The following is a 23,994-nucleotide window of genomic DNA, read 5'->3' as shown; positions in this document are numbered from 1 at the left end:
TTCCGTGAACGTAATGAACGAAACAGTGACCGGCATCACTGCCGCGGCCCATCATTCTGACCGAAAAGTGTGTGAGTGCGCTCACGCAGCGAACGGCGAAGGACAACCCCGATGAGCGAAGCGACAGCGTCCGGCGAGACGACAGCGCGGCGACCCCGCCGCGACCGTACCCACTGGCTGTATTCGGCGGTCATCGTGGCGGTGCTGGCGGGCATCCTGGTGGGCTGGCTGGCCCCCGGGTTCGGCAAGTCCGTGGGTGAGCTGGGCGCTCTGTTCGTGAGCCTGATCAAGATGATGATCGCGCCGGTCATCTTCTGCACCATCGTGCTCGGCATCGGTTCGGTCCGGGCGGCCGCGCGGGTCGGCAAGGTGGGCGGCATGGCCGTCGCCTACTTCCTGCTCATGTCGACGGCCGCGCTGGCCATCGGCCTGGTGGTCGGCAACCTGCTGCAGCCGGGTACCGGCCTCGACCTGTCGGCGAACGCCGGAGCCGCCGCCAAGTACGCCGAGGACGCCCACGGCGCCGGCGGCACCTGGGACTTCATCTCCGGCATCGTGCCCACCACGCTGGTGTCGTCGCTGACCGCCGGTAGTGTGCTGCAGGCGCTGTTCGTGGCCCTGCTGGTGGGTTTCGCCATCCAGGCCATGGGTCCGACCGGTGAACCGCTGCTGCGCGGGGTGGCGCTGCTGCAGAAGCTGGTGTTCCGGATTCTCACCATGATCCTGTGGCTGGCTCCGGTCGGCGCGTTCGGCGCCATCGCGAATGTGGTGGCCCGCACCGGACTCGACGCGGTCAAGCAGTTGGCGGTGCTGATGATCGCCTTCTACCTCACCTGCGTGGTGTTCGTGTTCGGGGTGCTCGGCGTGCTGATGTGGGCCGTGGCCAAGGTGTCGATCTTCAAACTGGTGCGGTACCTGGCGCGCGAGTACCTGCTGATCGTGGCCACCTCCTCCTCGGAGTCCGCGCTGCCGCGGCTCATCGCCAAGATGGAGCACCTCGGGGTGGAGCGCACCACCGTGGGCGTGGTGGTGCCGACCGGATACTCGTTCAACCTGGACGGCACCGCCATCTACCTGACCATGGCGACCCTGTTCATCGCCGATGCCATGGGCCAGCCGCTGGCGTGGAGCGAACAGCTGGGACTGCTGCTGTTCATGATCGTGGCGTCGAAGGGCGCGGCGGGGGTGACCGGTGCGGGCTTGGCGACGCTCGCGGGCGGGCTCCAGTCACACCGGCCCGACCTGCTGGACGGGGTCGGCATCATCGTCGGCATCGACCGCTTCATGTCCGAAGCCCGTGCGCTGACCAACTTCTCGGGCAATGCCGTCGCCACCGTGCTGGTCGGCACCTGGACCCGGACCATCGACGCCGGGCAGGTGCGCGACGTGCTGGACCGCAAGCTGCCCTTCGACGAGACCACCATGGTGGACGACCATCCCGCACCCGCACCCGAGCCGGAAGCGAAGAAGACCCTGGTTTCGGCCTGATCTGCCCAACACTTCCCGGGCCGAAACCAGTCGCCGCCGAGACGCACCCCTGGCGAATCGGCGGCCGGCGTCCCCGCACCCCCATGCCCCCGCAGCCCACAGCGGGCGCGGCAGCGGTGCGGGGACGTCCGCGTCTTCCGGATCAGGACGCCGCGGCGGGCACGCTCACCGTGGCCGCGATGGCATTCGCCAATTCCGTTCCCTTGACCGTGAAGTGGCGCGCGAAATACTCCAGGTGCTCGGCGTGCTCATGGAAGTGATGCGGGGTGAGCACGGCCGAGAACACCGGCACATCGGTCTCCAACTGCACCCGCATGAGCGCGTCCACGACGGTGGCGGCCACGAAGTCGTGCCGGTAGATGCCGCCGTCCACCACGAGCGCCACACCGGCGATTCCGGCGTACTCGCCGCTGGCGGCCAAACGCCGGACCCGCAGCGGAATTTCGAACGCGCCGGGCACCTCGATCACGTCGACCTCGGTGAAGCCGTGGTCGGCCAGTGCGATCCGAGCGGCCTCGACGGCCCGGTCGACGATGTCGGCATGCCAACGCGCGGCGACGAGGGCGATCCGAGTGGGTGACATGAGTTTCCTCCTGTTCGCTGTCACCCAGGGCAAGGCGACGCGAACAGGCCCACCCGCGTTCGACGGGAAGGCTGATGCGCCGCGTTCTCTTCCATCCGGACTGTGACCGTCGGCTCCGGAATCACACCGGAATCTGCTCGACCCGCCTGGTCCGTGAACCGTGCGGCGCTCGCGGGCTCGTGCGCACCGGATCGGTCCGGACGCCATTTCCGCCGGTGGGGACTTCCACCCCGCCCTGAGAACGTGTACTCGCCGAACATAACACGGGTGCCGCCACCCGGAAACCGGCGTGCCCGATGGGCGGGAGCACCGCCGAAATCCCGCACCCGTGCTACACGTGCCGCAGTGCCTGGTCCGGGTGCGGCACGGGTGACGAGGGTGCCCTGCACCCCGCGGCCGGATTCGAGATTCTTCGCCATGCAGCGGCGCGGTCAGCGCAGCAGGACGTCCGCGTCGTCGGGCAGGGCGTCGACCGGCCACCAGCGCAGGTCCGTGGATTCCGCGCTGCGCACCGGCACGGCGCCCTCGGGGGCGCGGATGCGGAAGAGCAGATCCAGGTGGCGGGTGGGGACGCCGAGCGAACAGGTGATGGGGTGGGCCTGCGCGCCGTAGAGGCCGGGCTCCAGGACCAGGCCCGGGATGCCGGATTCCTCGGTGGCCTCCCGGAAGGCGGCCGCCGACACCGTATCGTCGGCCTCCTCGCAGTGGCCGCCCAGCTGAATCCAGCGGCCCACCTTCGGATGCAGGGTCAGCAACACCTCACCGCCGTCGTGGGAGAAGACCACCGCCGAGGCGGTGATGTGGCCCGGTGCGTGCTCGCGCAGGCAGCCGCGCGGGGCCGAGCCCAGGAACGCCAACATGGCCTCGCGCAGGGATGCGTCGGATGCCGTTGGCGGCGACCAGGTTTCGAGCAGTTCGACCGCCGACTTGTGCAGTGATTCCGCGCTCACGCGGGCACCCCCGGCAGTAATCGACGGCTCACAGTTCCACCAGACCGACGCCGGAATCGCGCGGTTCGCGGGGCGCCAATTCCTCCGGCGGGTAGCCGATCGCGATGGCCCCCAGGGGATTCCAATCGTCCTCCAGGCGGAGTACATCACGGGTGAGCTCCGGCGCGAAGATGGTCGAGCCGATCCAGCAGCTGCCGACGCCCCGGGTGGCGAGGGCGACCAGCAGGCCCTGGACGGCCGCGCCGACCGCCACGGTGAACATGGTGGACTCGGCCGCGCGGCGGGTGGCGTCGGGATAGTCGTGCGCGCCGTCGGGCACGCAGAACGGGATGATCACCTCGGGGGCGTCGAAGAGGATGCGGCCCCGGGCGACCCGCCGCTCCACGCGTTCGGGGCTCAGGCCGTCGGCGGTGAGGTCGGCGCGCCACTTCTCCGCCATGGCCTCCAATAGGCGCGTGCGCAGCCCGCGCTCGCGCACCCAGACGAAGCGCACCGGGCGGGTGTGGTGGGGAGCCGGTGCGGTGAGGGCGTCGGCGACGGCGGAGCGGATGATCTCCGGCGGCACCGGGGTGTCGGCGAACTGCCGCACCGAGCGGCGCAGCAGCAGCGCCTCCCGGCGGCCCTGGTCGATGGCCTCGGCGGTGCCCAGCCAGAACAGATCCTCCGCGCCGCGGCGCAGCAGATCCGCGGCGGTGGAGCCGTCATCGCCGTATTCGAATCCGCGCACCACGGCCACGGGCACACCGGCGAGTTTGCCCTTCACCAGGTCGGCGGCGGCGGCCAGTTCGTCGGCGACCGCGACCTGGGTGACGTGCAGTTCATTGCCCTGTCCGTCGACCGCCCCGTTGTAGTCGTGCAGCACCCGCAGGCCCGACGCGCCGATGGCGGTATCGGTCTGGCCGTTGCGCCAGGCGCGGCCCATGGTGTCGGTGACCACCACGGCGACCCGCACGCCGAGCCGGTCGGCCAGTGCGGTGCGCAATGCCTTGGCGCTGGCGTCGGGATCGACCGGGAGCAGCACCAGTTCGCCCTGTTCGACATTGGAGCCGTCCACCCCGGAGGCGGCCTGCACGATGCCGAGCTTGTTCTCGGTGATGAGGGTGCGACCCTTGCGGGCCAGCACCCGCACCGCCTCCCGCGCCACCAGTTCCCGGCGCGCGGTGTCGCGCGCCTCCGGCTCGGCCGGGGCCGCCACGATGCGGCCCTCGACCTTGGCGATGATCTTGCTGGTGACCACCAGGATGTCCCCGTCCGCCAGCCAGGGCGCCCGAGCCGCGAGGGCATCGGCCAGGTCGTCGCCGGGGCGGAATTCGGGCAGGCCGTGGACGGGCAGGATGCGCAGTTCGCCGCCCACCGCGTGGTCGATCACAGGCTCCGCGCTCACGGCTTGACTCCCGCGATGTCCAGGGCCTCGCGCACCATCTCGGCGGTGGCGGCCGGATCGGTCATGAGCAGCGGCACGCTGCGCACCTCGACGCCCGGGACCGCGGCGGTATCGGTGCTGTGCACCAGCCAACCGTCCAGGATGCCCGTGGCCGAGCGCGCGCCGTAGTGGTTGCCGACGGCTTCGGCGTCGGACGAGACGCCGATCACCGACAGACAGGCATCGGCCATGCCGCGCAACGGTTTTCCACCGATCACCGGTGCGATACCGACTACCTTGGCGGTGGTGGTGCGCAGCGCGCCGCGAATGCCGGGCACGGCCAGGATGGCTCCGATGCTCACGACGGGGTTGGAGGGGGCCAGCAGCACCGCATCCGCGGATTCTATGATTTCCGTCACACCCGGAGCTGGTTTCGCCACATCCGCCCCAATAGTCACAAATCCATGGGTCTCTACGTTGGCCCGGTAGCGAACCCACCACTCCTGGAAATGGATCGCGCGGCGTTCGCCAGCGTTGTCCGGATCATCGATTACTACGTGCGTTTCACACCTGTCGTCGGTTGCCGGGAGCAGCGTCACGCCGGGTTGCCAGCGATTGCAGAGGGCCTCGGTGACCGCCGAGAGCGGGTATCCCTGGCGCAGCATTTCACTGCGGATGAGATGGGTGGCGATATCGCGATCCCCCAACCCGAACCAATCGGGCTGAGCCTGATATCTCGCGAGCTCCTCCTTGGCGTTCCAGGTCTCGTTCGCGTGTCCCCAGCCGCGCTCCGGGTCGATGCCGCCACCCAGGGTGTACATGCAGGTGTCCAGGTCAGGGCAGATACGCAGGCCGTGCATCCAGACGTCGTCGCCGACATTGACGATGGCCGTCACATCCGCGCCGGGCAGTAGCTCACGCACGCCCTGCAGGAACCGCGCGCCGCCGACGCCACCGACCAGGACCGCGATCCACAGGCCGGCGCCGGGCGCGCTCTCCGCTTGTTCTCCAGTCACATCCGCACAGCCTATGCGGTCGCCGCGCGAACCCGCCGCACGCCATATTTGCCGGTCATTTGCTGGTTTGAGTCGCTCCGGTTCGGGTAAAGGGGTCGTGGATGGTAACGGAATAGCTTCGGCGGCTTGACCACCGCCACGCCCGGCGTGTCTAATCACAGGCATGTCATTCCGGGTTCGCGCGAGAGAGCAAGGCGCGAACGGGTTTTCGAACAGATGTTCGCACCGGAATGGCGCTAGCTCGGGGATGTCCGCGGGACAACGTCGCGGTGTTGGGCCGTCGGTGGGAACGGCTGTCGACGGATTAATCATTCTGCGCTAACACACAGTGAGGAGGCGGAGCGATGGCCGATGAGCTGGCCCCGTCAGGCATTCCGGGCGGTGTATCGCAAACCGATTCCACAGCAGGCGCAGCACCAGACTTCTGCGCCGACAACCGAATCGGATACGAGGGGGGTGACATGACGACACGGCACCACGGGGGACAGTGGGCCCGCACGCAGATCCAACCGGAAGCGCCACGGCTCAGCCTGATCGTCACCGGAATGGACGACATGCTCGACGCCGTCGCGCGTTCGAGCCGGGAGATGGACGCCGAACAGTGGCAGGAGCGGGCGCTGTGCGCCCAAACCGACCCCGAGGCGTTCTTCCCGGAGAAGGGTGGCTCCACCCGCGAGGCCAAGCGCATCTGCTCCGGCTGCGAGGTCCGCGACGAATGCCTCGAGTACGCCCTCGCCCACGATGAGCGCTTCGGCATCTGGGGCGGGCTCTCCGAACGGGAACGCCGCCGCCTCAAGCGCGGCATCATCTGAGGTACCGCAGCGGAACCCGTTGCATCACCTGAGTTTCCACCCCGCCGCCGCGGTGGCGAGGTAGCACAGCGGGACGAGTAGGCCCCCGGTCCCGTCGCGACCACCGCGACGAGATCCGATGAGGGCGGGCCACTCCCCAGCACTCCAAGATCCCAGCACCCCAACACGATCCGCGCGGCCCCGAACCCGCCGCGGCATACGGGTGACCAATCGTCCCGAGCGGCAAACCCACTCGACTCCCCAGCCCGCACGGCACTGCGGGTGACCAACCCTCCCCAGCGGCACACCCACACGGCACCCCCGCACCGACACGACCGGGTTTGTGCCAGCGCGGAGCCGGTGAGCGGCACAGCGCGGCTTCACAACACGGCGTCGTCTCGCAGCGCGCCCCACGACACGGACCACATCGGTGGGTCGCCGCTCGCAACTGCGGCCCTGCCCAGTGCGGGCACCCGCTCGTAGCGCGTTCAGCTACCAACCTATCGCGCCGTACCGGTGCGCGACACGCACGGCACCATCCAATCGGCCACGGCGATGCGTGCGTCGGCCGGAGACCCACCGAGTCCGGACGTGCGGCGCGGAAGGTGGCCACGGCACGGGGGCCACACCGCACCGGTGACCGTCCGCGCGGCGCGAACGCCGGGCGGGCGGGACGCGTGGAGATGCCTCGTCGGCCGGTGGCATCCGGCGCGGCGAGCGCCGACGCCCCGAGGGCGGCGGGAGCCCCGGACACGTCCCGGCCGGGTCTGTGCGGTGGAAACCCCGGACTACTCCGGGGCCGGGTCGATGACGTCCGGGTCCACGCCGAGATAGGTGGCGATCTGCTGGACCAGCACCTCGCGTAGCAGATCCACCAGGTCGTCGGGGTCGCTGGCGCGCAACTCCAGGGGTTTGCGGAACAGCACCACGCGGGCGCGGGTGGCCACACCGTGGCGGTCCACGCCCGCGGGGATCAACCGGGACAGCGGCACCGGGCCGTCGGCCACCACCTCATCCGGCCAGGTGACCGAATCCGGATGCAGCGGACGGATTTTCGGGACGTCGTCGACCGCGATATCGAGCTTCGTGAGACGGTCGTGCCAGCGGCCGTCGAGGGGCGCGAACGCCTCCAGCACGAGACGGTCGAACTGCTGGCCGCGAGTGCGCCAAGCCGGAACGGTCGGCGGCAACATCGGCCCGCGCACACCCCGCCCGCGGCGGATCACCGACCGCGCGGTGGGCGGTCGCCTCTTACGTGAACGGGTCATACGATGAATCTACTGTGTTGATTGCCTCCGCTCCGCTCCGGCGGATTCGCGGCTGTGTTCGATCTGCCCTCCGCTGCGCTCCGGGCGGATACGCGGCGCTGAAAGTCCCGGTTCTTCCCTCCCTCCGCTCCCCCGCTTCGCTCCTCCGCTCCGGTCAGTCCAGAACCGGGACGCGCCGCGAATCGGAGAGTGCACGTAGAGCCAGCCGTGGCACCGATGCGGACACAACGCAGCGCAACACCGAAAGCACACGCAACAGCAGCCGTCGCGCCGATGAGGACACAACGCAGCGCGACGCGGACAGCGGGTGCAGGGGTGTTCGTAGCGTGGATGAGGTGGTCGTCCGGCGGTCTGGACGGGGCAGTCTTCCGGGGGCGGCCGACGGTCGGGTGGCCCGGATCGCGTTGTGGGGGTGCGCGGCTCGGCGGAGTGGCGGACAGGGGTGTGCCGCTGGGGTTCGGGGTGGTCGGCGGGTTACACGCGGTGGTTGCGGGTGGTGGGGAGGCGGTGTCGATCCCACCGGGATTCGGGGTGGGATCGCTGGCAGGAAAGGCCCTGTATGCGGGGGACCCGCCGGAGTGAGACCGGCAACATTGAGCGTGTCTGTCCCCGGCGAGGCGTGAGGGGGGTTACCCTGCTTGGCGTGATTCCCATGCGTCGTTGCTGCCGTCCAGGCTGCAAGAACCCGGCCGTAGCGACGCTGACCTATGTGTACTCCGAGTCGACGGCCGTGGTCGGGCCGCTGGCCACGGTGGCCGAGCCGCACTCCTGGGACCTGTGTGAAACACATGCGTCCCGGATTACCGCCCCGAAGGGGTGGGAGATGGTGCGGCACGAGGGCGGCTTCTCGTCCAGCACACCGGATGACGACGACCTGACCGCCCTGGCCGAGGCCGTGCGCGAAGCGGGGCTACGGCGACGGTCACCGGAACCGGAACAACCCGGCTACTCCGACTACGCACCCCCGCAGCGCACCACCCGCACCGGCCGCACGGGACGCCGCGGTCACCTCCGGGTCCTGCCCGACCCACCGAACTGATCCCCCGATGCGCACTCGACCGGGCGCTGAAGTCGGGCAGGCGGACCAGCACAGCGGTTCTCCTACTAGGGTGTTGGCTATGACAGTCGCCCGGTCTGCCGATTCCGTTCATGCAGTGATCAAGGCGTACGACGTTCGCGGGGTAGTGGGCGAACAGATCGACGCGGATTTCGTCAAGGATGTCGGCGCGTCGTTCGCGCGGCTGATGCGCGAAGAGGGCGCGCGGCAGGTCGTGATCGGTCACGATATGCGTGATTCCTCCCCCGCGCTGTCCGCCGCCTTCGCCGCGGGCGTCCAGGCCCAGGGCCTCGACGTGATCCACATCGGCTTGGCCTCCACCGACGAGTTGTACTTCGCCTCCGGCCATCTCGACTGCCCGGGTGCGATGTTCACCGCCTCGCACAACCCGGCCCGGTACAACGGCATCAAGCTGTGCCGCGCCAAGGCGCTGCCGGTCGGGCAGGACACCGGCCTGGCCACCATCACCGACGAGGTGATCAACGGTGTGCCCGCCTACGACGGCGCGGCGGGCACCGCCTCCGAGCAGGACCTGCTCTCCGCCTACGCGGCCTACCTGCACGAACTGGTCGATCTGAGCGCGTCCCGCCCGCTGCGCATCGCCGTGGACGCGGGCAACGGCATGGGCGGTTTCACCGTGCCCGCCGTGCTGGGCACGCTGCCGCAGTTCACGATCGAACCGCTCTATTTCGAACTCGACGGCACCTTCCCCAATCACGAAGCCAATCCGCTGGATCCGAAGAATCTGGTGGATCTGCAGGAGTACGTCCGCAAGACCGGGGCCGATATCGGGCTGGCCTTCGACGGCGACGCCGACCGCTGCTTCGTGGTGGACGAGAAGGGCGAACCGGTCTCCCCGTCGGCGGTGACCGCGCTGGTGGCCGAGCGTGAGCTGGCCAAGGAACCGGGCGCGACCATCATCCACAATCTGATCACCTCCAAGGCGGTGCCGGAGCTGGTGGCCGAGCTCGGCGGTACCCCGGTGCGCACCCGCGTCGGCCACTCCTTCATCAAGCAGCAGATGGCCGCCACCGGCGCGATCTTCGGCGGCGAACATTCCGCGCACTACTACTTCCGCGACTTCTGGGGCGCGGATTCCGGCATGTTGGCGGCCCTGCACGTGCTGGCCGCGCTGGGCGAGAAGGACCGCCCGATGTCCGAGCTCGCATCCGCCTATGCAACATATGCGGCCTCCGGGGAGATCAACTCCACAGTGGCGGATGCGAAGGAGCGGACCACGGCGGTGGTCGAGGCGTTCCGCGACCGGGCCAGCTCGGTGGACCGGCTCGACGGCGTGACCGTGCAGTTGCCCGCGGGTGCGTGGTTCAACCTGCGGGCCTCCAATACCGAACCGCTGCTGCGCCTCAACGTCGAAGCCCGATCGCAGGAGGATGTAGACGCACTCGTAACCGAGATTCTGAGCATCGTGCGCGGCTGACTGGAATAGTGGAATCACAGAGCGTGGATTCGCCCGCGGGTGACCCGATGAGGGGAGGTGGCAACGCCCGATGATCGCTGGGACACCGGTTCTGGACCTCGATGACGTCGCCTCGCTGGAGGCGGCCGACTCCGGAGGGACACTGCGTTCCGCCGCGTCGGCAGGTGCGCAGGTGCGCGCCACCGCCGCGGCCATCGACGAGGACATCCTGCGTCGCCTCACCGGAATGCGGCCACGCAGCCTGGTCATGGTGTCCGGTTCGGGCCGCGCGGCCCGGGCGGCGGGCATTCTCATCGCCGCCCTCGGTGACCGCGCCAACCTCCCGGTCGTGCCCGCCACCACGATTCCGCCGTGGGTCGGCCCGCTCGACGTGGTGCTGGTGGCCGGTGACGACGCGGGCGATCCGCGGCTGGCCGAGGCGGTGGACCGGGCGCTGCGCCGCGGCGCCGAGGTGGTGGTCGCCGCTCCGGACGAGGGTCCGCTGCGCGCCGTCGCCGCGGGCCGGGCCACCGTGCTGCCCCCGCGTGTGCCCGTCCTCGACCACAATCGGATGCTGCGGTTCCTGGCGGTCGGCACCGCCGTGCTGACGGCGCTGGATCCCGGGCGCATCGCCCCGCTGGTCCCCGATCTGGGTTCGCTCGCCGATCTGCTGGACGCCGAGGCGCTGCGCGGCGGCCCGCAGAACGAGTCCTTCCACAATCCCGCCAAAACCCTCGCCACCCGGATGCGGGAGCGGCGCATCGTGCTGGCGGGTGATTCCCCCGCCGCCATCGAACTGGCCGAGCACGCCGCCGAGGTGCTGCTGGCCACCGCCGGTCAGATCGTGGCCTCGGCCGATCTGGCCGAGACCGTCGCCGCGCACGCCCGCATGGTGGAGGCCGCCGGGGTGGACGCCCCCGGCTACGACCCGTTGTTCCACGACGAGCAGCTCGACGGTCCCGCCCCCGTGGACAAGGTGCGGGTGTTCGTGGTGACCGCGGACGCCGATCAGGTGGCGGCGCGACGGCGGCTGGCCGTCTTCGGCGTGGGCCAGGGTTTGGTGGACGCCGATCTGGTCAATGTCGATGTGGAACTCATGGGCGCGGGATCGCCCGCCCCCGTCGAAGGTCAGGCCGCTCCCGCCGGACGAGGCGGAGAATTGGAACAGCTGGCGGTGTTGGCGCTGCGCTTGGAGATGGCCGCGGCGTATCTACGACTACTCGGTTCCCGTCCGGCAACGACGCCGGGACACTACGACGGGGGACACTACTAGTGCACGAACTCGTTGGTGCGCTGCGTTCCTACGCTTGGGGTTCGCGCACCGCGCTCGCTCAGTTGTGCGGCCGACCGGTCCCGTCCGCGCATCCGGAAGCCGAACTCTGGTTCGGAGCACACCCCGCCGACCCGGCGCGCGTGCGCGTCAACGGCCACGACCGTTCGCTGCTGGATCTGCTCGCCGCCGACCCACAACGCGAACTCGGCTCCGTCGCGGGCGAATTCGACGGACGGCTGCCGTTCCTGCTGAAGATCCTCGCCGCCGAGGAGCCGCTGTCGCTGCAGGCGCATCCCAGTCTCGAACAGGCGCGGGCCGGATTCGCGCGGGAGAACCACACCGGCGTGCCCATCGACTCGCCCATGCGCAACTACCGCGACGAGAACCACAAGCCCGAACTCGTGGTCGCCCTGGACCGTTTCGAGGCCCTGGCCGGATTCCGCGACCCGAACGCCACCGTGCGCCTGCTCCAGGCCCTGGCGGTGCCCGAACTCTCCTCCTACGCGGACCTGCTTGCCGCCCAGCCGGATTCGGCGGGCCTGCGCACCCTGTTCACCACCTGGATCGCGCTGCCGCAGAACGCGCTGGCCACCCTGCTGCCCAAGGTGCTCGACGGCTGCGTGCACTACCTGTCCGACCGCGACGCCGGAAACAACGGCGCGCGCAAGGAATTCACCGCCGAGGTGAAGACCGCGCTGGAGCTGGCGGAGGCATATCCGGGTGATGCCGGGGTGCTGGCCGCGCTGCTGCTCAACCGCATCACCCTCGAACCCGGCGAGGGCCTGTTCCTGGCGGCCGGGAATCTGCACGCCTACCTGCGCGGCGTCGGGGTGGAGATCATGGCGAACTCCGACAATGTGCTGCGCGGCGGACTCACCCCCAAGCACGTGGACGTGCCGGAGCTGTTGCGTGTCCTCGATTTCGAACCCCTCGATCTCCCGATCGTCGCGCCGGAGACGGAGGCCGAGGGCGTGTTCCGGTATCGCACGCCCGCAGCGGAATTCACCCTGCGGCGAGTGGAACTGGCGGAGGGCGAACCACCGCTCCCGCTGCCCGCCTCCGGTCCCGAGATCGCGCTGTGCACCCTGGGCGCGGTGCGCCTGACCCAGCACGGCCGCTACCTGGAGGTCCCCTGCGGCCGCGCGGCCTGGATCTCCGCCACCGACGCGCCGATCACCGCACAGGCGGTGGACGGTCCGGCGCAACTGTTCTGCGCCAGTGTGTGATCTGCTCCCCGCCCCTTGCGATCCGAAACCGATCCACGCGCGGATCCGGTAGTACAGTTACCGCGGCGATTCGGCGCAGGGTCGGGCACAGGCCGGGAGGAACACAGTGGCTGCGGGTGGCGGTAGGAAGGCGATCATCGCGGCGATGACCGCCAATGGCGGTATCGCGGTGGCGAAATTCGTGGGCGCGGGGATCACCGGGTCGGCGTCCATGCTGGCGGAGGCCGTGCACTCGGTGGCCGACACCTGCAATCAGGGCCTGCTGCTGTTCGGGCAGCGCCGGGCCGCGCAGGAGGCCGACAACCTGCACCAGTTCGGGTACGGGCGCAACCGCTACTTCTACTCGTTCGTGGTCGCGCTGGTGATCTTCGCGCTCGGCTCGCTGTACGCGCTCTACGAGGGCGTGCACAAGGTCCAGCATCCGGAGGAACTGTCCAGTCCCATGGTGGCCATCGTGATCCTCGGGATCGCGATCGTGCTGGAGACCTTCTCCATGATCACCGCCGTCAAGGAGTCGCGTCCGCTCAAGGGTGACGCCAGTTGGTGGCGGTTCATCCGCACCTCGCGGCATCCGGAACTGCCGGTGGTATTGCTCGAGGACGCCGGCGCGCTGATCGGCCTGATCCTGGCCTTCGGCGCGGTCAGCATGACCGTGGTCACCGGCGATCCGGTCTGGGACGGTATCGGCACGCTGTGCATCGGTGTGCTGCTGGGCGTCATCGCCGTCATCCTCATCGTGGAGATGAAGAGCCTGCTCATCGGTGAGGGCGCGGTCGCCGAGGACGACGAGCTGATTCGCGAGCGATTGGTCGACGGCACCCGGATCGACCGCGTCATCCACCTGAAGACCCAGTACCTCGGCCCGGAGGAGCTGCTGGTGGCCGCCAAGGTCGCCATCGCGCCCGGACTGGAGATCACCGAAATCGCCGCCGCCATCGACGACGCCGAGGCACGCGTGCGCGCGGCGGTGCCGATCGCGAAGATCATGTACCTGGAGCCGGATCTGTACCGCGCCACGGCCGACACGAACACATAGCGACCGAACGGCTACACGGTCGAGTCGGTGATGAAGTCCCATTCCAGGCCGAGCAGCACAGTGTCGGCGGTGAACAAGCGAAGCCGCTCGCAGTACGCCTGCGAAACGATCCCGTGCCCTACCTAGACTGCGCGCACCCCGTACAGGGGCGGATGGAAGTTGTCGGGACGCTGCATGGCCAGCAGTTCTCGCAGCTTCGAGGTTGTGGCCGGACTGACGGCATGGACCAGTTCGGCGACGCGCCGCAACGTGAGCGCATCAATACCGCGGTCCCGCGCTTGGCTGCCGTACGCGTCGATGACGTTCAACGACTGGAGAGTCGGCATGCGGTCGTGGGAATGCTCCCCGGCAGCCTTGCGGCGTTCGATATCGAGTTCACTCCGGCCGCTGCGGCGATCCCGCAGCAACTGCTCCGCCTGATCCAGGCTATTCGTTGATGCGAGGGGCGCTGCCAGTGATGACTGTGCCAGCGCCTGTGCGTCCACTTCGTAGATCCCAGTCGTATCGTCGGTCAGGTCTACGACCGCGCGACGCTGGGTCTCGACCGCGCCGCGCCAGCCATCGGCCGCCATTGCAAGCAGCGAGTTCGCCTCGGATGGATGCCAAGACCAGAGGTCGGCGAACGGTGCGGCATCTGCCGGCGTCAGACCCGCTACCCGGTCAGCGCCCAGGTCTGAGAGCCGCGCGTGAACCTCGCCTGGCGACAGTTCACCATCGACGCCGGGACCAGCGATCAGCACGCGGGTAGGTATCCCGGTGAGGACGGCAGCGGCGAGAGCGAGTGAATCGGCCAGTGGACTGAGTAGCCCTATCTCGTGTCCCTCGGCAATGATATCGCCGCCGACATCGACCACTATCAACTCGTCGGCGCTGGACATCGCCGCTGCATTGCTGATGCTGCTAGCCATCCCGGCCGCACCGCCGTGCGCCTCGAGCAGCAGCACCGGATGCGCAATGCTGCCAGCTAATCGCGGCAACGTGGACGTCCCTGTCCGCAGCGTGGACGTCGCCGAGATTGTCGCGACCCCGCCGTGTTCGGCTAGCCCCTGGAAGTCGGCGCTCGATCGCGGACCTGGCGTGGGGTCCATCATGAACCGATCCCACGAATAGCTCATGATCGCGCTGACCCGGAGCTCCGGCATAGCGGTGGCGAGCATGGCAGCGGTGATGGCGTCGCCGCCACCGCCAGCGGCGATCGCCAACGCGGTGTGCATCGCTCCCCACCATCTCCTTTGAGCCGTATATTGGCTAGTGGCATATGGTACTCACTCGAAGGATTGCGTTGCCAGAAATCGAGGAGGTACTTCCCAAGTACCTACAGATCGCCGGACACCTCCGCGACCAGATCGTGCGGGGTGATCTCGCACCGGGCGACGAGGTTCCATCCGAGCGCGAGCTGGCCACGGACTGGAAGGTGGCACGCCCGACAGCGGCCAAGGCACTTCAGGTCCTCCGCCAACAGCGACTGGTCGAAAGCCGCAGGGGATCAGGCACTTTCGTGCTGGAGCCGCACGCTGCCCCCCGAGCTCGTGAGCGCTACGAGCGCGGGGCGGCGATGGGCACCATGTACTCGTCGACCGAGAAGGTCGAATTCTCCTCCGCGGGCATCCTGGACGCTCCGCCTCACGTCGCGTCCGCTCTCGCCCTGGAGGTCGGCGCTCCGGTGGCTCAACGGCGGCGGATCATCCGGAATGCGATCAGCGGCCCGACCGAACTGTCGATCTCATGGTTCCCCGCCGCGCTCACACAAGATGCACCACGACTCCTCGATACCACGAAGGGGATTCGCGGCGGGACGCTGCCGTACTTGTCGGATGTCTTCGGCTTGCGGTCTCTGTACGCACGCGACCAGGTTTCGGCACGACTGGCAAGCGACGAGGAGCGCGAAGTGCTCGGCTTGCCGGAACCGTCAGCAGTACTGGTCTACTGGCTCGTCGCGTACGACAGCGGCGATAATCCGATCGAGTTCGACGAGGCCGTGTACCCGCCCGAGCGCTGGGCTTTCCGGCAGGAGTTCCCGGTCACCCTCTAGGTCTTGGTCGATTCCGCAATCGCTCCGGAACTTTTCCACTCTTCGACGAGTGGACTATGCCACTAGCCTAAGCAGTGGCATAGTCCAGATGTGGCCCAGCGTCGGGTGAAATCGACGCCCCCTCGACGTCAGGGCCACGCTCATATCTGCCACGGCACACACCGGAGGGACCGGGATGAACATGACCGAGGCGCGCGTCCTCGCCACCCTCGCTCCAGGCGGCCACCTGTCCGCCGCCCAGATCGCTGACAGCGCCAACATCACCACCAGAGCGGCCCGCCGCGCTATCGGCTACCTCGCTTACTCGGGGGTTCATCGTCACTCGTATCGGCATCCGGCCCGGCACCTGGACGCTCACCCGCTACGGACGCGCGTACGTCGAGACACCGACCGGGCGCGCGCTCATCGACGTCCCAGCGGGAGCCTGACCATGGAACTGCTCGGCATCCTCCTGTTCGTCAGCGGCCTAATCGCTTTCACCGCCACGTTCGGGCAGCAGTCCACCGCGCGGCACCGTCACGGTTTGTCGTTCGCCGACATCCAAGCCCGCCTGGAAGCCGAAGCGGAGCGCACCTATCTCCCGTTGCGGGGGTGGTGAGGATGCGGTTCGACTGCCTGTCCCACCGCAACCGCGACTGGGGCCGCAAGGAACCCCGACTCGCGATGCAGGTGCATATCGACTGCCACCCCGACACGTGCGAGACCAAAGCCGCTGCTTGGAAAGTGCTCGTGGCTGCCGGGACGATCGTGCCCGATTCGAACCGGAGCCGCGCGTGACCGATGACGAGTGGGAGCAGGACCGCCTCGCCAGCGTGCGCCGCTACTACGAGATGGAACAGGACCGCGTCGCGGGTGCTGTCGAGTGCGGACACCGGCTGTGGGACCTGCTCAACCACGGGTTGAAGATGGCCGCCGCCGAAGGAGCCACGCGCATGGGCGCGGAGCATCTGCTGCTACACATGCTGTACGACCCGGCCGCCATCCCGACCCGCGAACTCACCGAGATGGGGTTGGCCCCAGAAACGGTGTTCACCCGCTTGGCGGACGTCACCCGCCGCAATCCACACATGCGATGACCGGGCATGACAACTGAACCACCAGGAGAACGCTGAGCGATGGGCGCGAAATCGACACCGCCACCCAGGTTCGTCGTGACGTGAGAAGCGGACGGCATCGGGACGCTGCTGCTGTCGCGGAGATGGAGCGTCGACTACATCGGTTTGCGGTGCAGCCGTTCGGATTCCAGCAAGGTCGCCATCGTGACCGGACTGGAGATCGCCGAAATCGCCGCCGCCATCGACGACGCCGAGGCACGCGTGCGCGCGGCGGTGCCGATCGCGAAGATCATGTACCTGGAGCCGGATCTGTACCGCGCCACCGCCGTCACGAACGCGTAGCGACCGAACGGCTACGCGGTCGAGTCGGTGATGAAGTCCCGTTCCAGGCCGAGTAGCACGGTGTCGGCGGTGAGCAAGCGAAGACGCTCGCAGTACGCCTGCGAAACGATCAATCGGTCGAAGGGGTCGTGCCTCAGCAATTCCGGAAAATGTCGGATGCCTTCCGCGTGCGCTCCGGTGATATCGAGAACCGAGAGCCCCTGACTCGTGACGGCTTCGGTGAACTCGACGGGAATCGTCAGCTTGCCCAGAATTGATTTGATCGTCAGTTCCCAGATCGTCGCGGAGGACACGTAGACCTCCGTGGCGGCCGTGATCGTGGATCGTGCCCGTGTGCCCAGGCGAGGGTTGTCATCGAGCAGCCACACCACCGTCTGACTGTCAAGCAGAAGCATCGGCATCGTCCCCATAGAACATCCGCTGGATGTCCGGATCGATACCGAAGACGCTGTCGTCGTAGGTTAGCTGTCCTTTCAGACCGCCGAAGGTCACCGGCGTAGCCCGGTGCGGGACCAGATCGGCAATCGGCTTGCCCGCTTTCGAGATCACGATGCGCTCCCCCTTGGCGACACGTTCGAGAAGCCTCGACAGGTGCGTCTTAGCCTCGTGGATATTCACTGCTGCCATCTCTCCACGGTAGGTGACTAAGTCTAGTCCAGTCCATCACGAGACGGCTACGAATCGCGTGATCCGCCGCACCGAACTCTCGGTGGCCACATCCGACCGGCGTGTGCCCGCCCGCCCGTACCCGGGCACGTCGTAGCGTAGGAACCCATGTCCTCCGGCGGCGGTAAGAAGGCGATTCTGGCGGCGTTCTCGGCGGATGCGGGGATCACCGTCGCGAAGTACATCGGCGCGTTCCTCACCGGCTCGGCGTCCATGCTGGCCGAGGCGGTGCACTCGACCGCCGACACCGCCAATCAGGGGTTGCTGCTGCTCGGGCGGCGGCGGGCGGAGCAAGCGCCGGACGAGCTGCATCCGTTCGGGTACGGGCGCAACCGCTACTTCTACTCGTTCATCGTGGCGCTGGTGATCTTCCTGCTCGGCGGGCTGTACGCGATCGACGAGGGCATCACCAAGATCCGGCATCCGGAGCGGCTGGACGATCCGATCATCGCCATCGTGATCCTGCTGGTGGCGCTGGCACTGGAGTCCTACAGCCTGGCCACCGCGCGGCGCGAGTCGGCGGCGCTCAAGGGGCGCACCAGCTGGTGGAAGTTCATCCGCACCACCCGCAATCCCGAACTGCCGGTGGTGCTGCTCGAGGACACCGGGGCGCTCATCGGTCTGCTGTTCGCCTTCTTCGGGGTCGGCCTGACCATGCTGACCGGCAGCGCCGTGTGGGACGGGATCGGCACGCTGCTCATCGGAGGGCTGCTGCTGGTCATCGCGGTCGTGCTGATCGTGGAGATGAAGAGTCTGCTCATCGGGGAGGGAGCGACACCGGAGGAGGATCGCCTGATTCGCGCCGGGTTGGTGGACGGGACGCGCATCGACCGGGTGATCTACCTGAAGACCCAGTATCTGGCCCCGGATGATCTGCTGGTCGCCACCAAGGTGTCCATCGTGCCGGGCTTGGGGATCGCGGAGGTGGCGGCGGCCATCGACGACGCCGAGGCGCGGGTGCGGGCGGCGGTGCCGAACGCGCGCGACATCTATATCGAGCCGGATCTGTATCGCGCGCGGGCGGTCTGAGTACATCCGGAGGGTTCGAGCGCACCGGATCCGAACCACGTCAGGGGCGACCGCGCCACGTTCGACCACGCCAGAGCCGACCGCGCCATGCTCGACTGCACCGGGGATGGCCACGCCAGGTTCGACCGCGGCGGGGGTCGACGACACCGCGCCCGGTTCGACTACACCGGTTTGCGGTGCAGCCGTTCGGATTCCAGCAGTTCGACCGGATCGGTGTGCAGGCCGAACTCCCGGCGTAGCACGTGGCGCACGGCGAGCATGCCGTTCATCCCGTGCACGCCCGGGCCGGGTGGGGTGGCCGACGAGCAGAGGTAGACGCCGGGAAGCGGTGTGCGATACGGATTCCAGCGCGGCACCGGACGGAACACCGTCTGGCGCAGCGTCATCGCGCCCGCCGAGATATCGCCGCCGACATAGTTGGCATTGTGCGCGGGCATGGTTGCGGCGGTGCGCACGTGCGAGGCGAGGACGAGGTCGCGGAAGCCGGGGGCGAAGCGCTCCACCTGCGCAGTGACGGTCTCGGTGAGGTCCCGGGTGGAGCCGTTGGGCACGTGCGCGTAGGTGTAGAGCGTGTGTTTCCCTGCGGGCGCGCGGGTTTCGTCGACCACACCGGGTTGGATGGCCAGCACGTAGGGGCGTTCGGCATGGTCGCCGCGCGCCACGGCCTGTTCGGCCGCCACCAGTTCGGCGCGACTGCCCGCCAGGTGCAGGGTGCCCGCGCGGTCGCAGCCGACGGTCTGCCACGGGACGGGTCCGGAGAGCGCGAAATCCACCTTGCAGGCCGCGCCGCCGTACCGGAAGCGTTGCAGTGCGGCGTCGTAGCGGCCGGGCAGACGGTGTTCGGCGATGCGGCGCACCTCGGCCGGCGCCAGGTCCAGCAGCACTGCGCGCACCTCCTCGAATTCGTCGATGGAGTCCACGCGGTGGCCGGTGAAGATCTGTCCGCCATGGGCTTTCAGGTCGTCGGCGAGAGCGTCGATGATGGCCTGCGAGCCGCCGCGCGGCACCGGCCAGCCGCCCACGTGGGCGAGCGCGCCGAGCAGCATGGCGACCCCGGCGGCCGGAATGGCGCGCGGCGGGATGATGGCGTGCGCGGCGACGCCGGTCAGCAGGGCGGGGGCGAGCTGTTCGCGGAAACGCAGATTCCACAGCGGACTCGCCTGTTCCAGTAGGCGTTTGGCGAACCGCAGTTCGATGCCGGGGTCCAGGCGCAGCAGCCCCATCGGATCCAGCGGCGGATGCCGCAGATCCGACATGGCCAACCCGACCAGGTCTTCCCACTTGCGCACCAGCGGCCCGAACAGCCGCCGCCAACTCTTGCCGTCGCGACCGAGGCCGTCCACCGTCTGTTCGAGGTCGTGCCAGGCCAGGCCCGCCACCCCGCCGTCCAGCGGGTGGGCGTAGGACACCTGCGGCGCAAGCAGTTCCACACCGTGTGCGGGGAGGTCGAAGGCACGGAAGAAGGGCGAGGCGACCGCCATGGGATGCGCGCCCGCGCACACGTCGTGCTGGAAGCCCGGCAGGGTGAGTTCGGCGGTGCGACAGCCGCCGCCGATCGTCTCCTCCGCCTCGTACACCTGGACATGCAGTCCGGCGCGTGCCAGGATCACGGCCGCGGCCAGCCCGTTCGGCCCGGATCCGACCACCACTGCGTCAGCCATGATCACACTCTAGGCCCCGGCCCGGCGGTGAGCGTCCGCCCGAAAGGTGAATTCTGTCCGGGATCACCCTGATCCGACCGAATCGGTCAATCGGGTCGGACGCCCGACCCAGCGGTTCACCCCGAAATGCGAGGCGCTGCTCACGGAGGTATCGGGCTGTGGCCGCGCGTTCGAGGGGGCCGTGAACTCCATGCCGCGCGGCGGGCCATGGTGCGCTCACGTCGCGATGCTGCCACCGCCGGACGATCCACCGATGTCGCGCCAGCTCCTCCCCGCCGCACCAACCCCCGCCCGCGCGTGACCCGCGTCACCCCACGACGAATCCGGCCCCGCCGATCCGTCATCACTGTCGACTACGACAAGGAGCACCCCATGACCACCAAGCCTCACGGACCCGCGTCCTACTTCCCCGCCATCGAAGCCAAGTACGGCCGCACGGTGGACGAATGGTTCAGCGCCGTGCGGGAATCCGGCCACAGCGGTCACAAGGACCTGGTGAACTGGCTGAAGAGCGAACACGGCATGGGCCACGGTCACGCCACGGCCATCGTTCAGTACCACCTGAATCCGGACAAGTGGGCGATCTGAGCAGCGCTACGGCGCGAGGTCGCTCGCCACCCGGTGAGCGACCCGCGACGGCGGGCGTCCGTGCGCCGGTGTCAGACGTCGGTGGAGAAGCGGATGCCACCGTCGGGCAGTTCGACGCCGGGCCAGACACGAGCGCCGCGTAGTAGTTCGCAGCGGGCGCCGACATTGGCGCCGTCACCGATGACGGCGTCGCGGACGAGGGCGCGCGGACCGATGCGGGCGCCGAAGCCGATGATGGAGCGTTCGACAGTGGCCCCGGCCTCGACGCAGGCGCCGTCGAAGAGGACCGCGCCGTCCAGGCGGGCACCCGCGCCGACCTCGGCGCCGCGACCGACGACGGTGCCGCCGATGAGGAGGGCGCCGGGGGCCACGCCCGCACCCGCGTGGACCAGGGATTCACCGCGCTGGCCGGGCAGGGCCGGGGAGGGCGCGATGCCGCGCACCAGGTCGGCCGAGCCGCGGACGAAGTCCTCCGGGGTGCCCATATCGCGCCAGTAGGAGGTGTCCACATGGCCCTGGATGTGCGCGCCCTCGGCGAGCAGGGACGGGAAGACCTCGCGCTCCACCGATACCGGACGGCCGGCGGGGATCTTCTCGATGTACTCGCGGCGGAAGACGTAGCACCCGGCATTGATCTGGTCGGTCGGCGGATCCTGGGTCTTCTCCAGGAAGGCCGTGACGCGGCCGGACTCGTCGGTGGGCACGCAGCCGAAGGCGCGCGGGTCGCCGACCCGGACCAGGTGCAGCGTCACATCGGCGTTGGTGGAGTGGTGGGTCTCCAGCACCGCGCCCAGATCGGTGCCGCCCAGCACGTCACCGTTGAACACCATCACGGTGTCGGCGCGCAACTTGGGCAGCACATTGCGGATGCCGCCGCCGGTGCCGAGCGGTTCGGTCTCGGTGACGTAGTCGATCTCCAGCCCGAAGTCGGAGCCGTCACCGAAATGCTCCTCGAAGACCTCGGCCTTGTAGGAGGTGCCGAGCACCACGTGGTGGATTCCGGCGTCGGCGATGCGGGCCAGCAGATGCTGGAGGAACGGCAGACCGGCCGTGGGCAGCATCGGCTTGGGGGCCGACAGGGTCAGCGGACGCAAGCGCGTCCCCTGGCCTCCGACCAGGATCACCGCATCCGTTCCGTTCGACATCTTCTCCCCTGTATCAGGTCGTCTTTCGGTCGCGTCGGCGCATGCCGAGGCCGAGCTGTCCGGCCGCGCGCACCGCGCGGCCGGGGTCATTGTGCCTGAGCGGACCGCTCAGTTCGTACCGGCCGCGCGGTCGCGCTCGCGCAGAGCGGATCGAACCGCAAGCCTGCACCGAATGGCAAGTCCGGCCTTGAGCGCCCCCCGCAGCGGCGCCTGCCACCAGTGTGGATGCCGGTCGGCCTGGAATCGGTAGGCGCTGGCGTGGTGGGCGGGCAGCATGGCCTCGGGGTGCTTGCCGGCGGCGTGGCCCTTGGCGTGCGTGACCTCGGCCGATGGCACGAATACATTGTGCCAGCCCGCCTTGCCCATGCGGTCGCCGAAGTCCACGTCCTCCATGTACATGAAGTACCGGGAGTCGAAGCCGTCGATGGCGTCGAAGGCGGCGCGGCGCACCAGCAGGCACGAACCGGACAGCCAGCCCACCGCCCGCTCGGAGATCTCCTCGTTGTCCTGCCGGTAGCGCAGGGTCCACGGGTTGGACGGCCACAGCGTGCCGAGAATGGCGTGGCCCGCGCCGTCGGCCAGCCCGGGCACCCGCCGCGCGGACGGGTACACGCTGCCGTCGGGCTCGCGCACCATGGGTCCGAGCGCTCCGGCGCGCGGCCAGCGCTTGGCGACGGCCAGCAGCTCGTCGATGGAATCGGTACCCCACCGGATATCCGGGTTGGCGATGACGATGAACTCGATCTCCGGATCGATCTCGGCGACGGCGCGGTTGATGGCGCCGCCGTAGCCGATATTGCCGCCGGTGCGTAGCAGCCGCACATGTTCGTTGGCGTCGGCGACCAGTTCGGGCACGCCGTCGTTCGATCCGTTGTCGGCCAGGATGACCTGGGGCTTCTCGCTGGTGGCGGTGGCGAGGGTACTGATGAAGTGCTCGAGGTGCTCACCGGGCGAGAAGGTCACCGTGACGACGGCCAGTGTCGGCCGTCCGACTGAATCCGAGGGGCTCACGGGCGACCAGCCTAGTCGGAAGCGGCGGCGAGCGCGTCGTTCAGCGCATCCTGCCAGGGGCGCAGTGGCGACAGCCCGGCCGCGGTCCAGGACGCCGTGGACAGCACCGAATATGCCGGGCGCGGAGCGGGTCTCGGGAAAGCCGAGGTCGAGCAGGGCCGGACCCGGTCCGGATCGGCTCCGATGCCCGAAAACACCGCCCGCGCCAGATCGAACCAACTGGCCTGTCCCGCGTTGGCGGCGTGCAGAATTCGCGGCGCGTCGGGTTGTTCGGCGAGTTCGACCAGCGCCGCCGCGAGATCGGGTGCGTAGGTGGGCGAACCGATCTGATCGTCCACCACGTCGACGGTCTCCCGCTCCCGCTCCAGGCGGCGCATGGTGGCGACGAAATCGCTGCCCGTCCCGGTGTACACCCAGGCGGTGCGCACGATATGACCGGTCTCGGGGAGCAGATCCGCCACCGCCCGCTCCCCCGCCAGCTTGGACTTGCCGTACACCGAGGTCGGCCCGGTGGGGTCGGCGGTCTCGTACGGCCGCGACCCGGTGCCCGGGAACACGTAGTCGGTGGAGACGTGGATGAGCCGCGCCCCGACCTCCCCGCACGCCACCGCCAGCGCCATCGGCCCGCGCGCATTGACGGCGCAGGCCGCGTCGATATCGGTTTCGGCCCGGTCCACGGCCGTGTAGGCGGCGCAGTTGATCACCACATCGCCGCACCGCAGCGCGGCGCGCACCGCGTCCAGATCGGTGATGTCCAGGTCGGCGTGGGTGTAGCCGCGGGCTTCGGGTGCGAGGTCGAGCAGCGCACGGCCCAGCTGACCCCGCGCCCCGGTCACCACCAGCCGCCCGGTGACAGGTGTCACGGAGGGGAGAGTCACGCCGGTCAGTCTGGCACGCCGTGCCGACCGGGCGGCGACCCGGTGCGACCTGCCGGAACGACGGCGGCCCCGGCGCGCGGTCGCCATAGCCGCCGCGCAGTGCCGGGCGCGCGGCACGC

The 23,994-nt window shown here is 69.0% G+C and carries 26 protein-coding genes and 1 riboswitch; of the genes, 14 read left to right on the top strand and 12 right to left on the bottom strand.

The features are described 5' to 3' along the window. Nucleotides 1–111 precede the first annotated feature (111 nt). Complete coding sequence (locus tag QK444_RS05840; protein WP_282777828.1) at nt 112–1,488, top strand: cation:dicarboxylase symporter family transporter; 1,377 nt, start codon at nt 112–114, stop codon at nt 1,486–1,488. A 142-nt stretch (nt 1,489–1,630) separates the two neighbouring features. On the opposite strand, the gene QK444_RS05835 is transcribed toward QK444_RS05840, so the two are convergent. The 4 genes from QK444_RS05835 to cofD all read right to left on the bottom strand — a co-directional run bounded on the left by QK444_RS05835 (nt 1,631) and on the right by cofD (nt 5,361). Further along, entirely contained in the window at nt 1,631–2,095 is a 465-nt protein-coding gene (locus QK444_RS05835) for a 6,7-dimethyl-8-ribityllumazine synthase (RefSeq protein WP_255222221.1), read from the bottom strand. 55 nt (nt 2,096–2,150) lie between these two features. After that, nucleotides 2,151–2,318: riboswitch (FMN riboswitch) on the bottom strand. Nucleotides 2,319–2,502: 184 nt separating this feature from the next. Next, a complete protein-coding gene (locus QK444_RS05830; RefSeq protein WP_282777826.1) occupies nt 2,503–3,021 on the bottom strand; it encodes an NUDIX domain-containing protein in 519 nt (172 codons plus the stop codon). Between the two features lie 28 nt (nt 3,022–3,049). Beyond that, nucleotides 3,050–4,405 carry a coenzyme F420-0:L-glutamate ligase gene (locus QK444_RS05825; protein WP_282777824.1) on the bottom strand — a complete coding sequence of 452 codons (1,356 nt, stop codon included), beginning with the start codon at nt 4,403–4,405 and terminating at the stop codon, nt 3,050–3,052. Then, complete coding sequence (gene cofD, locus QK444_RS05820; protein ID WP_282777836.1) at nt 4,402–5,361, bottom strand: 2-phospho-L-lactate transferase; 960 nt, start codon at nt 5,359–5,361, stop codon at nt 4,402–4,404. Before cofD ends, QK444_RS05825 begins: the two co-directional genes overlap by 4 nt. A 584-nt stretch (nt 5,362–5,945) precedes the next feature. Here cofD and QK444_RS05815 point away from each other — a divergent pair. Beyond that, nucleotides 5,946–6,212, top strand: a complete 267-nt coding sequence (locus tag QK444_RS05815) for a WhiB family transcriptional regulator (RefSeq protein WP_169335033.1) — start codon at nt 5,946–5,948, stop codon at nt 6,210–6,212. 767 nt (nt 6,213–6,979) lie between these two features. Here the strand turns inward: QK444_RS05815 and QK444_RS05810 are convergent. Further along, nucleotides 6,980–7,459 carry a metallopeptidase family protein gene (locus QK444_RS05810; RefSeq protein ID WP_162836498.1) on the bottom strand — a complete coding sequence of 160 codons (480 nt, stop codon included), beginning with the start codon at nt 7,457–7,459 and terminating at the stop codon, nt 6,980–6,982. Nucleotides 7,460–8,102: 643 nt separating this feature from the next. Between QK444_RS05810 and QK444_RS05805 the strand changes: the two genes are divergently transcribed. From QK444_RS05805 to QK444_RS05785, 5 genes are all read left to right on the top strand, one after another. Continuing rightward, on the top strand, nt 8,103–8,498 hold the full coding sequence (locus tag QK444_RS05805) for a DUF3499 domain-containing protein (protein ID WP_186000702.1): 396 nt from the start codon (nt 8,103–8,105) through the stop codon (nt 8,496–8,498). A gap of 79 nt (nt 8,499–8,577) precedes the next feature. Beyond that, nucleotides 8,578–9,954 carry a phosphomannomutase/phosphoglucomutase gene (locus tag QK444_RS05800; protein WP_282777820.1) on the top strand — a complete coding sequence of 459 codons (1,377 nt, stop codon included), beginning with the start codon at nt 8,578–8,580 and terminating at the stop codon, nt 9,952–9,954. Between the two features lie 70 nt (nt 9,955–10,024). Continuing rightward, complete coding sequence (locus QK444_RS05795; RefSeq protein ID WP_282777817.1) at nt 10,025–11,206, top strand: tobH protein; 1,182 nt, start codon at nt 10,025–10,027, stop codon at nt 11,204–11,206. Next, nucleotides 11,206–12,432 (top strand): mannose-6-phosphate isomerase, class I, encoded by a 1,227-nt coding sequence (manA, locus tag QK444_RS05790; protein ID WP_282777815.1) that lies wholly within the window; start codon nt 11,206–11,208, stop codon nt 12,430–12,432. Before QK444_RS05795 ends, manA begins: the two co-directional genes overlap by 1 nt. Before the next feature lie 106 nt (nt 12,433–12,538). Beyond that, nucleotides 12,539–13,468 carry a cation diffusion facilitator family transporter gene (locus QK444_RS05785; protein ID WP_282777812.1) on the top strand — a complete coding sequence of 310 codons (930 nt, stop codon included), beginning with the start codon at nt 12,539–12,541 and terminating at the stop codon, nt 13,466–13,468. A gap of 122 nt (nt 13,469–13,590) precedes the next feature. Here the strand turns inward: QK444_RS05785 and QK444_RS05780 are convergent, their stop codons facing one another. Next, a complete protein-coding gene (locus QK444_RS05780; RefSeq protein ID WP_282777810.1) occupies nt 13,591–14,682 on the bottom strand; it encodes a DUF1152 domain-containing protein in 1,092 nt (363 codons plus the stop codon). Nucleotides 14,683–14,726: 44 nt separating this feature from the next. On the opposite strand from QK444_RS05780, the gene QK444_RS05775 reads away from it, so the two are divergent. From QK444_RS05775 to QK444_RS05755, 5 genes are all read left to right on the top strand, one after another. Beyond that, the gene (locus tag QK444_RS05775) at nt 14,727–15,500 is read left to right on the top strand and encodes a GntR family transcriptional regulator (RefSeq protein ID WP_282777808.1); all 774 of its coding nucleotides are present in this window, start codon (nt 14,727–14,729) and stop codon (nt 15,498–15,500) included. A 175-nt stretch (nt 15,501–15,675) separates the two neighbouring features. Continuing rightward, nucleotides 15,676–16,098, top strand: a complete 423-nt coding sequence (locus QK444_RS05770) for a hypothetical protein (protein WP_282777806.1) — start codon at nt 15,676–15,678, stop codon at nt 16,096–16,098. A 2-nt stretch (nt 16,099–16,100) separates the two neighbouring features. Then, nucleotides 16,101–16,277: a hypothetical protein gene (locus QK444_RS05765; RefSeq protein WP_282777804.1), complete on the top strand. Its 177-nt coding sequence runs from the start codon at nt 16,101–16,103 to the stop codon at nt 16,275–16,277. Continuing rightward, nucleotides 16,274–16,576: a hypothetical protein gene (locus tag QK444_RS05760; RefSeq protein ID WP_282777802.1), complete on the top strand. Its 303-nt coding sequence runs from the start codon at nt 16,274–16,276 to the stop codon at nt 16,574–16,576. The genes QK444_RS05765 and QK444_RS05760 overlap by 4 nt, the downstream gene beginning before the upstream one ends. 183 nt (nt 16,577–16,759) lie before the next feature. Further along, nucleotides 16,760–16,897, top strand: a complete 138-nt coding sequence (locus tag QK444_RS05755; protein ID WP_282777800.1) for a hypothetical protein — start codon at nt 16,760–16,762, stop codon at nt 16,895–16,897. Between the two features lie 11 nt (nt 16,898–16,908). Here QK444_RS05755 and QK444_RS05750 read toward each other — a convergent pair whose 3' ends face one another. Next, nucleotides 16,909–17,298 (bottom strand): type II toxin-antitoxin system VapC family toxin, encoded by a 390-nt coding sequence (locus QK444_RS05750; RefSeq protein WP_282777798.1) that lies wholly within the window; start codon nt 17,296–17,298, stop codon nt 16,909–16,911. Next, nucleotides 17,279–17,524, bottom strand: coding sequence for a type II toxin-antitoxin system Phd/YefM family antitoxin (locus QK444_RS05745; protein WP_282777796.1), 246 nt, complete (start codon nt 17,522–17,524; stop codon nt 17,279–17,281). Before QK444_RS05745 ends, QK444_RS05750 begins: the two co-directional genes overlap by 20 nt. Before the next feature lie 147 nt (nt 17,525–17,671). Here QK444_RS05745 and QK444_RS05740 point away from each other — a divergent pair, with 147 nt between their 5' ends. Then, nucleotides 17,672–18,592: a cation diffusion facilitator family transporter gene (locus tag QK444_RS05740; protein WP_282777794.1), complete on the top strand. Its 921-nt coding sequence runs from the start codon at nt 17,672–17,674 to the stop codon at nt 18,590–18,592. Between the two features lie 161 nt (nt 18,593–18,753). On the opposite strand, the gene QK444_RS05735 is transcribed toward QK444_RS05740, so the two are convergent. Continuing rightward, complete coding sequence (locus QK444_RS05735) at nt 18,754–20,253, bottom strand: NAD(P)/FAD-dependent oxidoreductase (protein ID WP_282777792.1); 1,500 nt, start codon at nt 20,251–20,253, stop codon at nt 18,754–18,756. A gap of 372 nt (nt 20,254–20,625) precedes the next feature. Here QK444_RS05735 and QK444_RS05730 point away from each other — a divergent pair, with 372 nt between their 5' ends. Continuing rightward, entirely contained in the window at nt 20,626–20,841 is a 216-nt protein-coding gene (locus tag QK444_RS05730; protein ID WP_282777790.1) for a DUF4287 domain-containing protein, read from the top strand. Nucleotides 20,842–20,912: 71 nt separating this feature from the next. On the opposite strand, the gene QK444_RS05725 is transcribed toward QK444_RS05730, so the two are convergent. The 3 genes from QK444_RS05725 to rfbD form a co-directional block, all read right to left on the bottom strand. After that, nucleotides 20,913–21,986, bottom strand: coding sequence for an NDP-sugar synthase (locus QK444_RS05725; RefSeq protein WP_282777788.1), 1,074 nt, complete (start codon nt 21,984–21,986; stop codon nt 20,913–20,915). 108 nt (nt 21,987–22,094) lie between these two features. Further along, nucleotides 22,095–22,997 carry a glycosyltransferase family 2 protein gene (locus QK444_RS05720; RefSeq protein ID WP_282777787.1) on the bottom strand — a complete coding sequence of 301 codons (903 nt, stop codon included), beginning with the start codon at nt 22,995–22,997 and terminating at the stop codon, nt 22,095–22,097. An 11-nt stretch (nt 22,998–23,008) separates the two neighbouring features. Next, nucleotides 23,009–23,875, bottom strand: a complete 867-nt coding sequence (gene rfbD, locus QK444_RS05715; RefSeq protein WP_282777785.1) for a dTDP-4-dehydrorhamnose reductase — start codon at nt 23,873–23,875, stop codon at nt 23,009–23,011. Nucleotides 23,876–23,994 lie beyond the last annotated feature (119 nt).

The sequence above is a fragment of the Nocardia sp. CC201C genome, assembly GCF_030010695.1.
Taxonomy (GTDB): Bacteria; Actinomycetota; Actinomycetes; order Mycobacteriales; family Mycobacteriaceae; genus Nocardia; species Nocardia otitidiscaviarum.
This window is presented reverse-complemented; position numbering and strand designations above follow the sequence as displayed.

Bases quoted from the DNA above. Each gene is read 5' to 3' on its own strand.
- QK444_RS05775 (WP_282777808.1), top strand. From the start codon at position 14,727: ATGGTACTCACTCGAAGGATTGCGTTGCCAGAAATCGAGGAGGTACTT.
- QK444_RS05795 (WP_282777817.1), top strand. From the start codon at position 10,025: ATGATCGCTGGGACACCGGTTCTGGACCTCGATGACGTCGCCTCGCTG.
- QK444_RS05740 (WP_282777794.1), top strand. From the start codon at position 17,672: ATGTCCTCCGGCGGCGGTAAGAAGGCGATTCTGGCGGCGTTCTCGGCG.
- QK444_RS05810 (WP_162836498.1), bottom strand. From the start codon at position 7,459: ATGACCCGTTCACGTAAGAGGCGACCGCCCACCGCGCGGTCGGTGATC.
- QK444_RS05800 (WP_282777820.1), top strand. From the start codon at position 8,578: ATGACAGTCGCCCGGTCTGCCGATTCCGTTCATGCAGTGATCAAGGCG.
- QK444_RS05815 (WP_169335033.1), top strand. From the start codon at position 5,946: ATGGACGACATGCTCGACGCCGTCGCGCGTTCGAGCCGGGAGATGGAC.
- QK444_RS05765 (WP_282777804.1), top strand. From the start codon at position 16,101: ATGCGGTTCGACTGCCTGTCCCACCGCAACCGCGACTGGGGCCGCAAG.
- QK444_RS05770 (WP_282777806.1), top strand. From the start codon at position 15,676: ATGAACATGACCGAGGCGCGCGTCCTCGCCACCCTCGCTCCAGGCGGC.
- QK444_RS05780 (WP_282777810.1), bottom strand. From the start codon at position 14,682: ATGCACACCGCGTTGGCGATCGCCGCTGGCGGTGGCGGCGACGCCATC.
- QK444_RS05735 (WP_282777792.1), bottom strand. From the start codon at position 20,253: ATGGCTGACGCAGTGGTGGTCGGATCCGGGCCGAACGGGCTGGCCGCG.
- QK444_RS05730 (WP_282777790.1), top strand. From the start codon at position 20,626: ATGACCACCAAGCCTCACGGACCCGCGTCCTACTTCCCCGCCATCGAA.
- QK444_RS05745 (WP_282777796.1), bottom strand. From the start codon at position 17,524: ATGGCAGCAGTGAATATCCACGAGGCTAAGACGCACCTGTCGAGGCTT.
- QK444_RS05840 (WP_282777828.1), top strand. From the start codon at position 112: ATGAGCGAAGCGACAGCGTCCGGCGAGACGACAGCGCGGCGACCCCGC.
- QK444_RS05750 (WP_282777798.1), bottom strand. From the start codon at position 17,298: ATGCCGATGCTTCTGCTTGACAGTCAGACGGTGGTGTGGCTGCTCGAT.
- QK444_RS05725 (WP_282777788.1), bottom strand. From the start codon at position 21,986: ATGTCGAACGGAACGGATGCGGTGATCCTGGTCGGAGGCCAGGGGACG.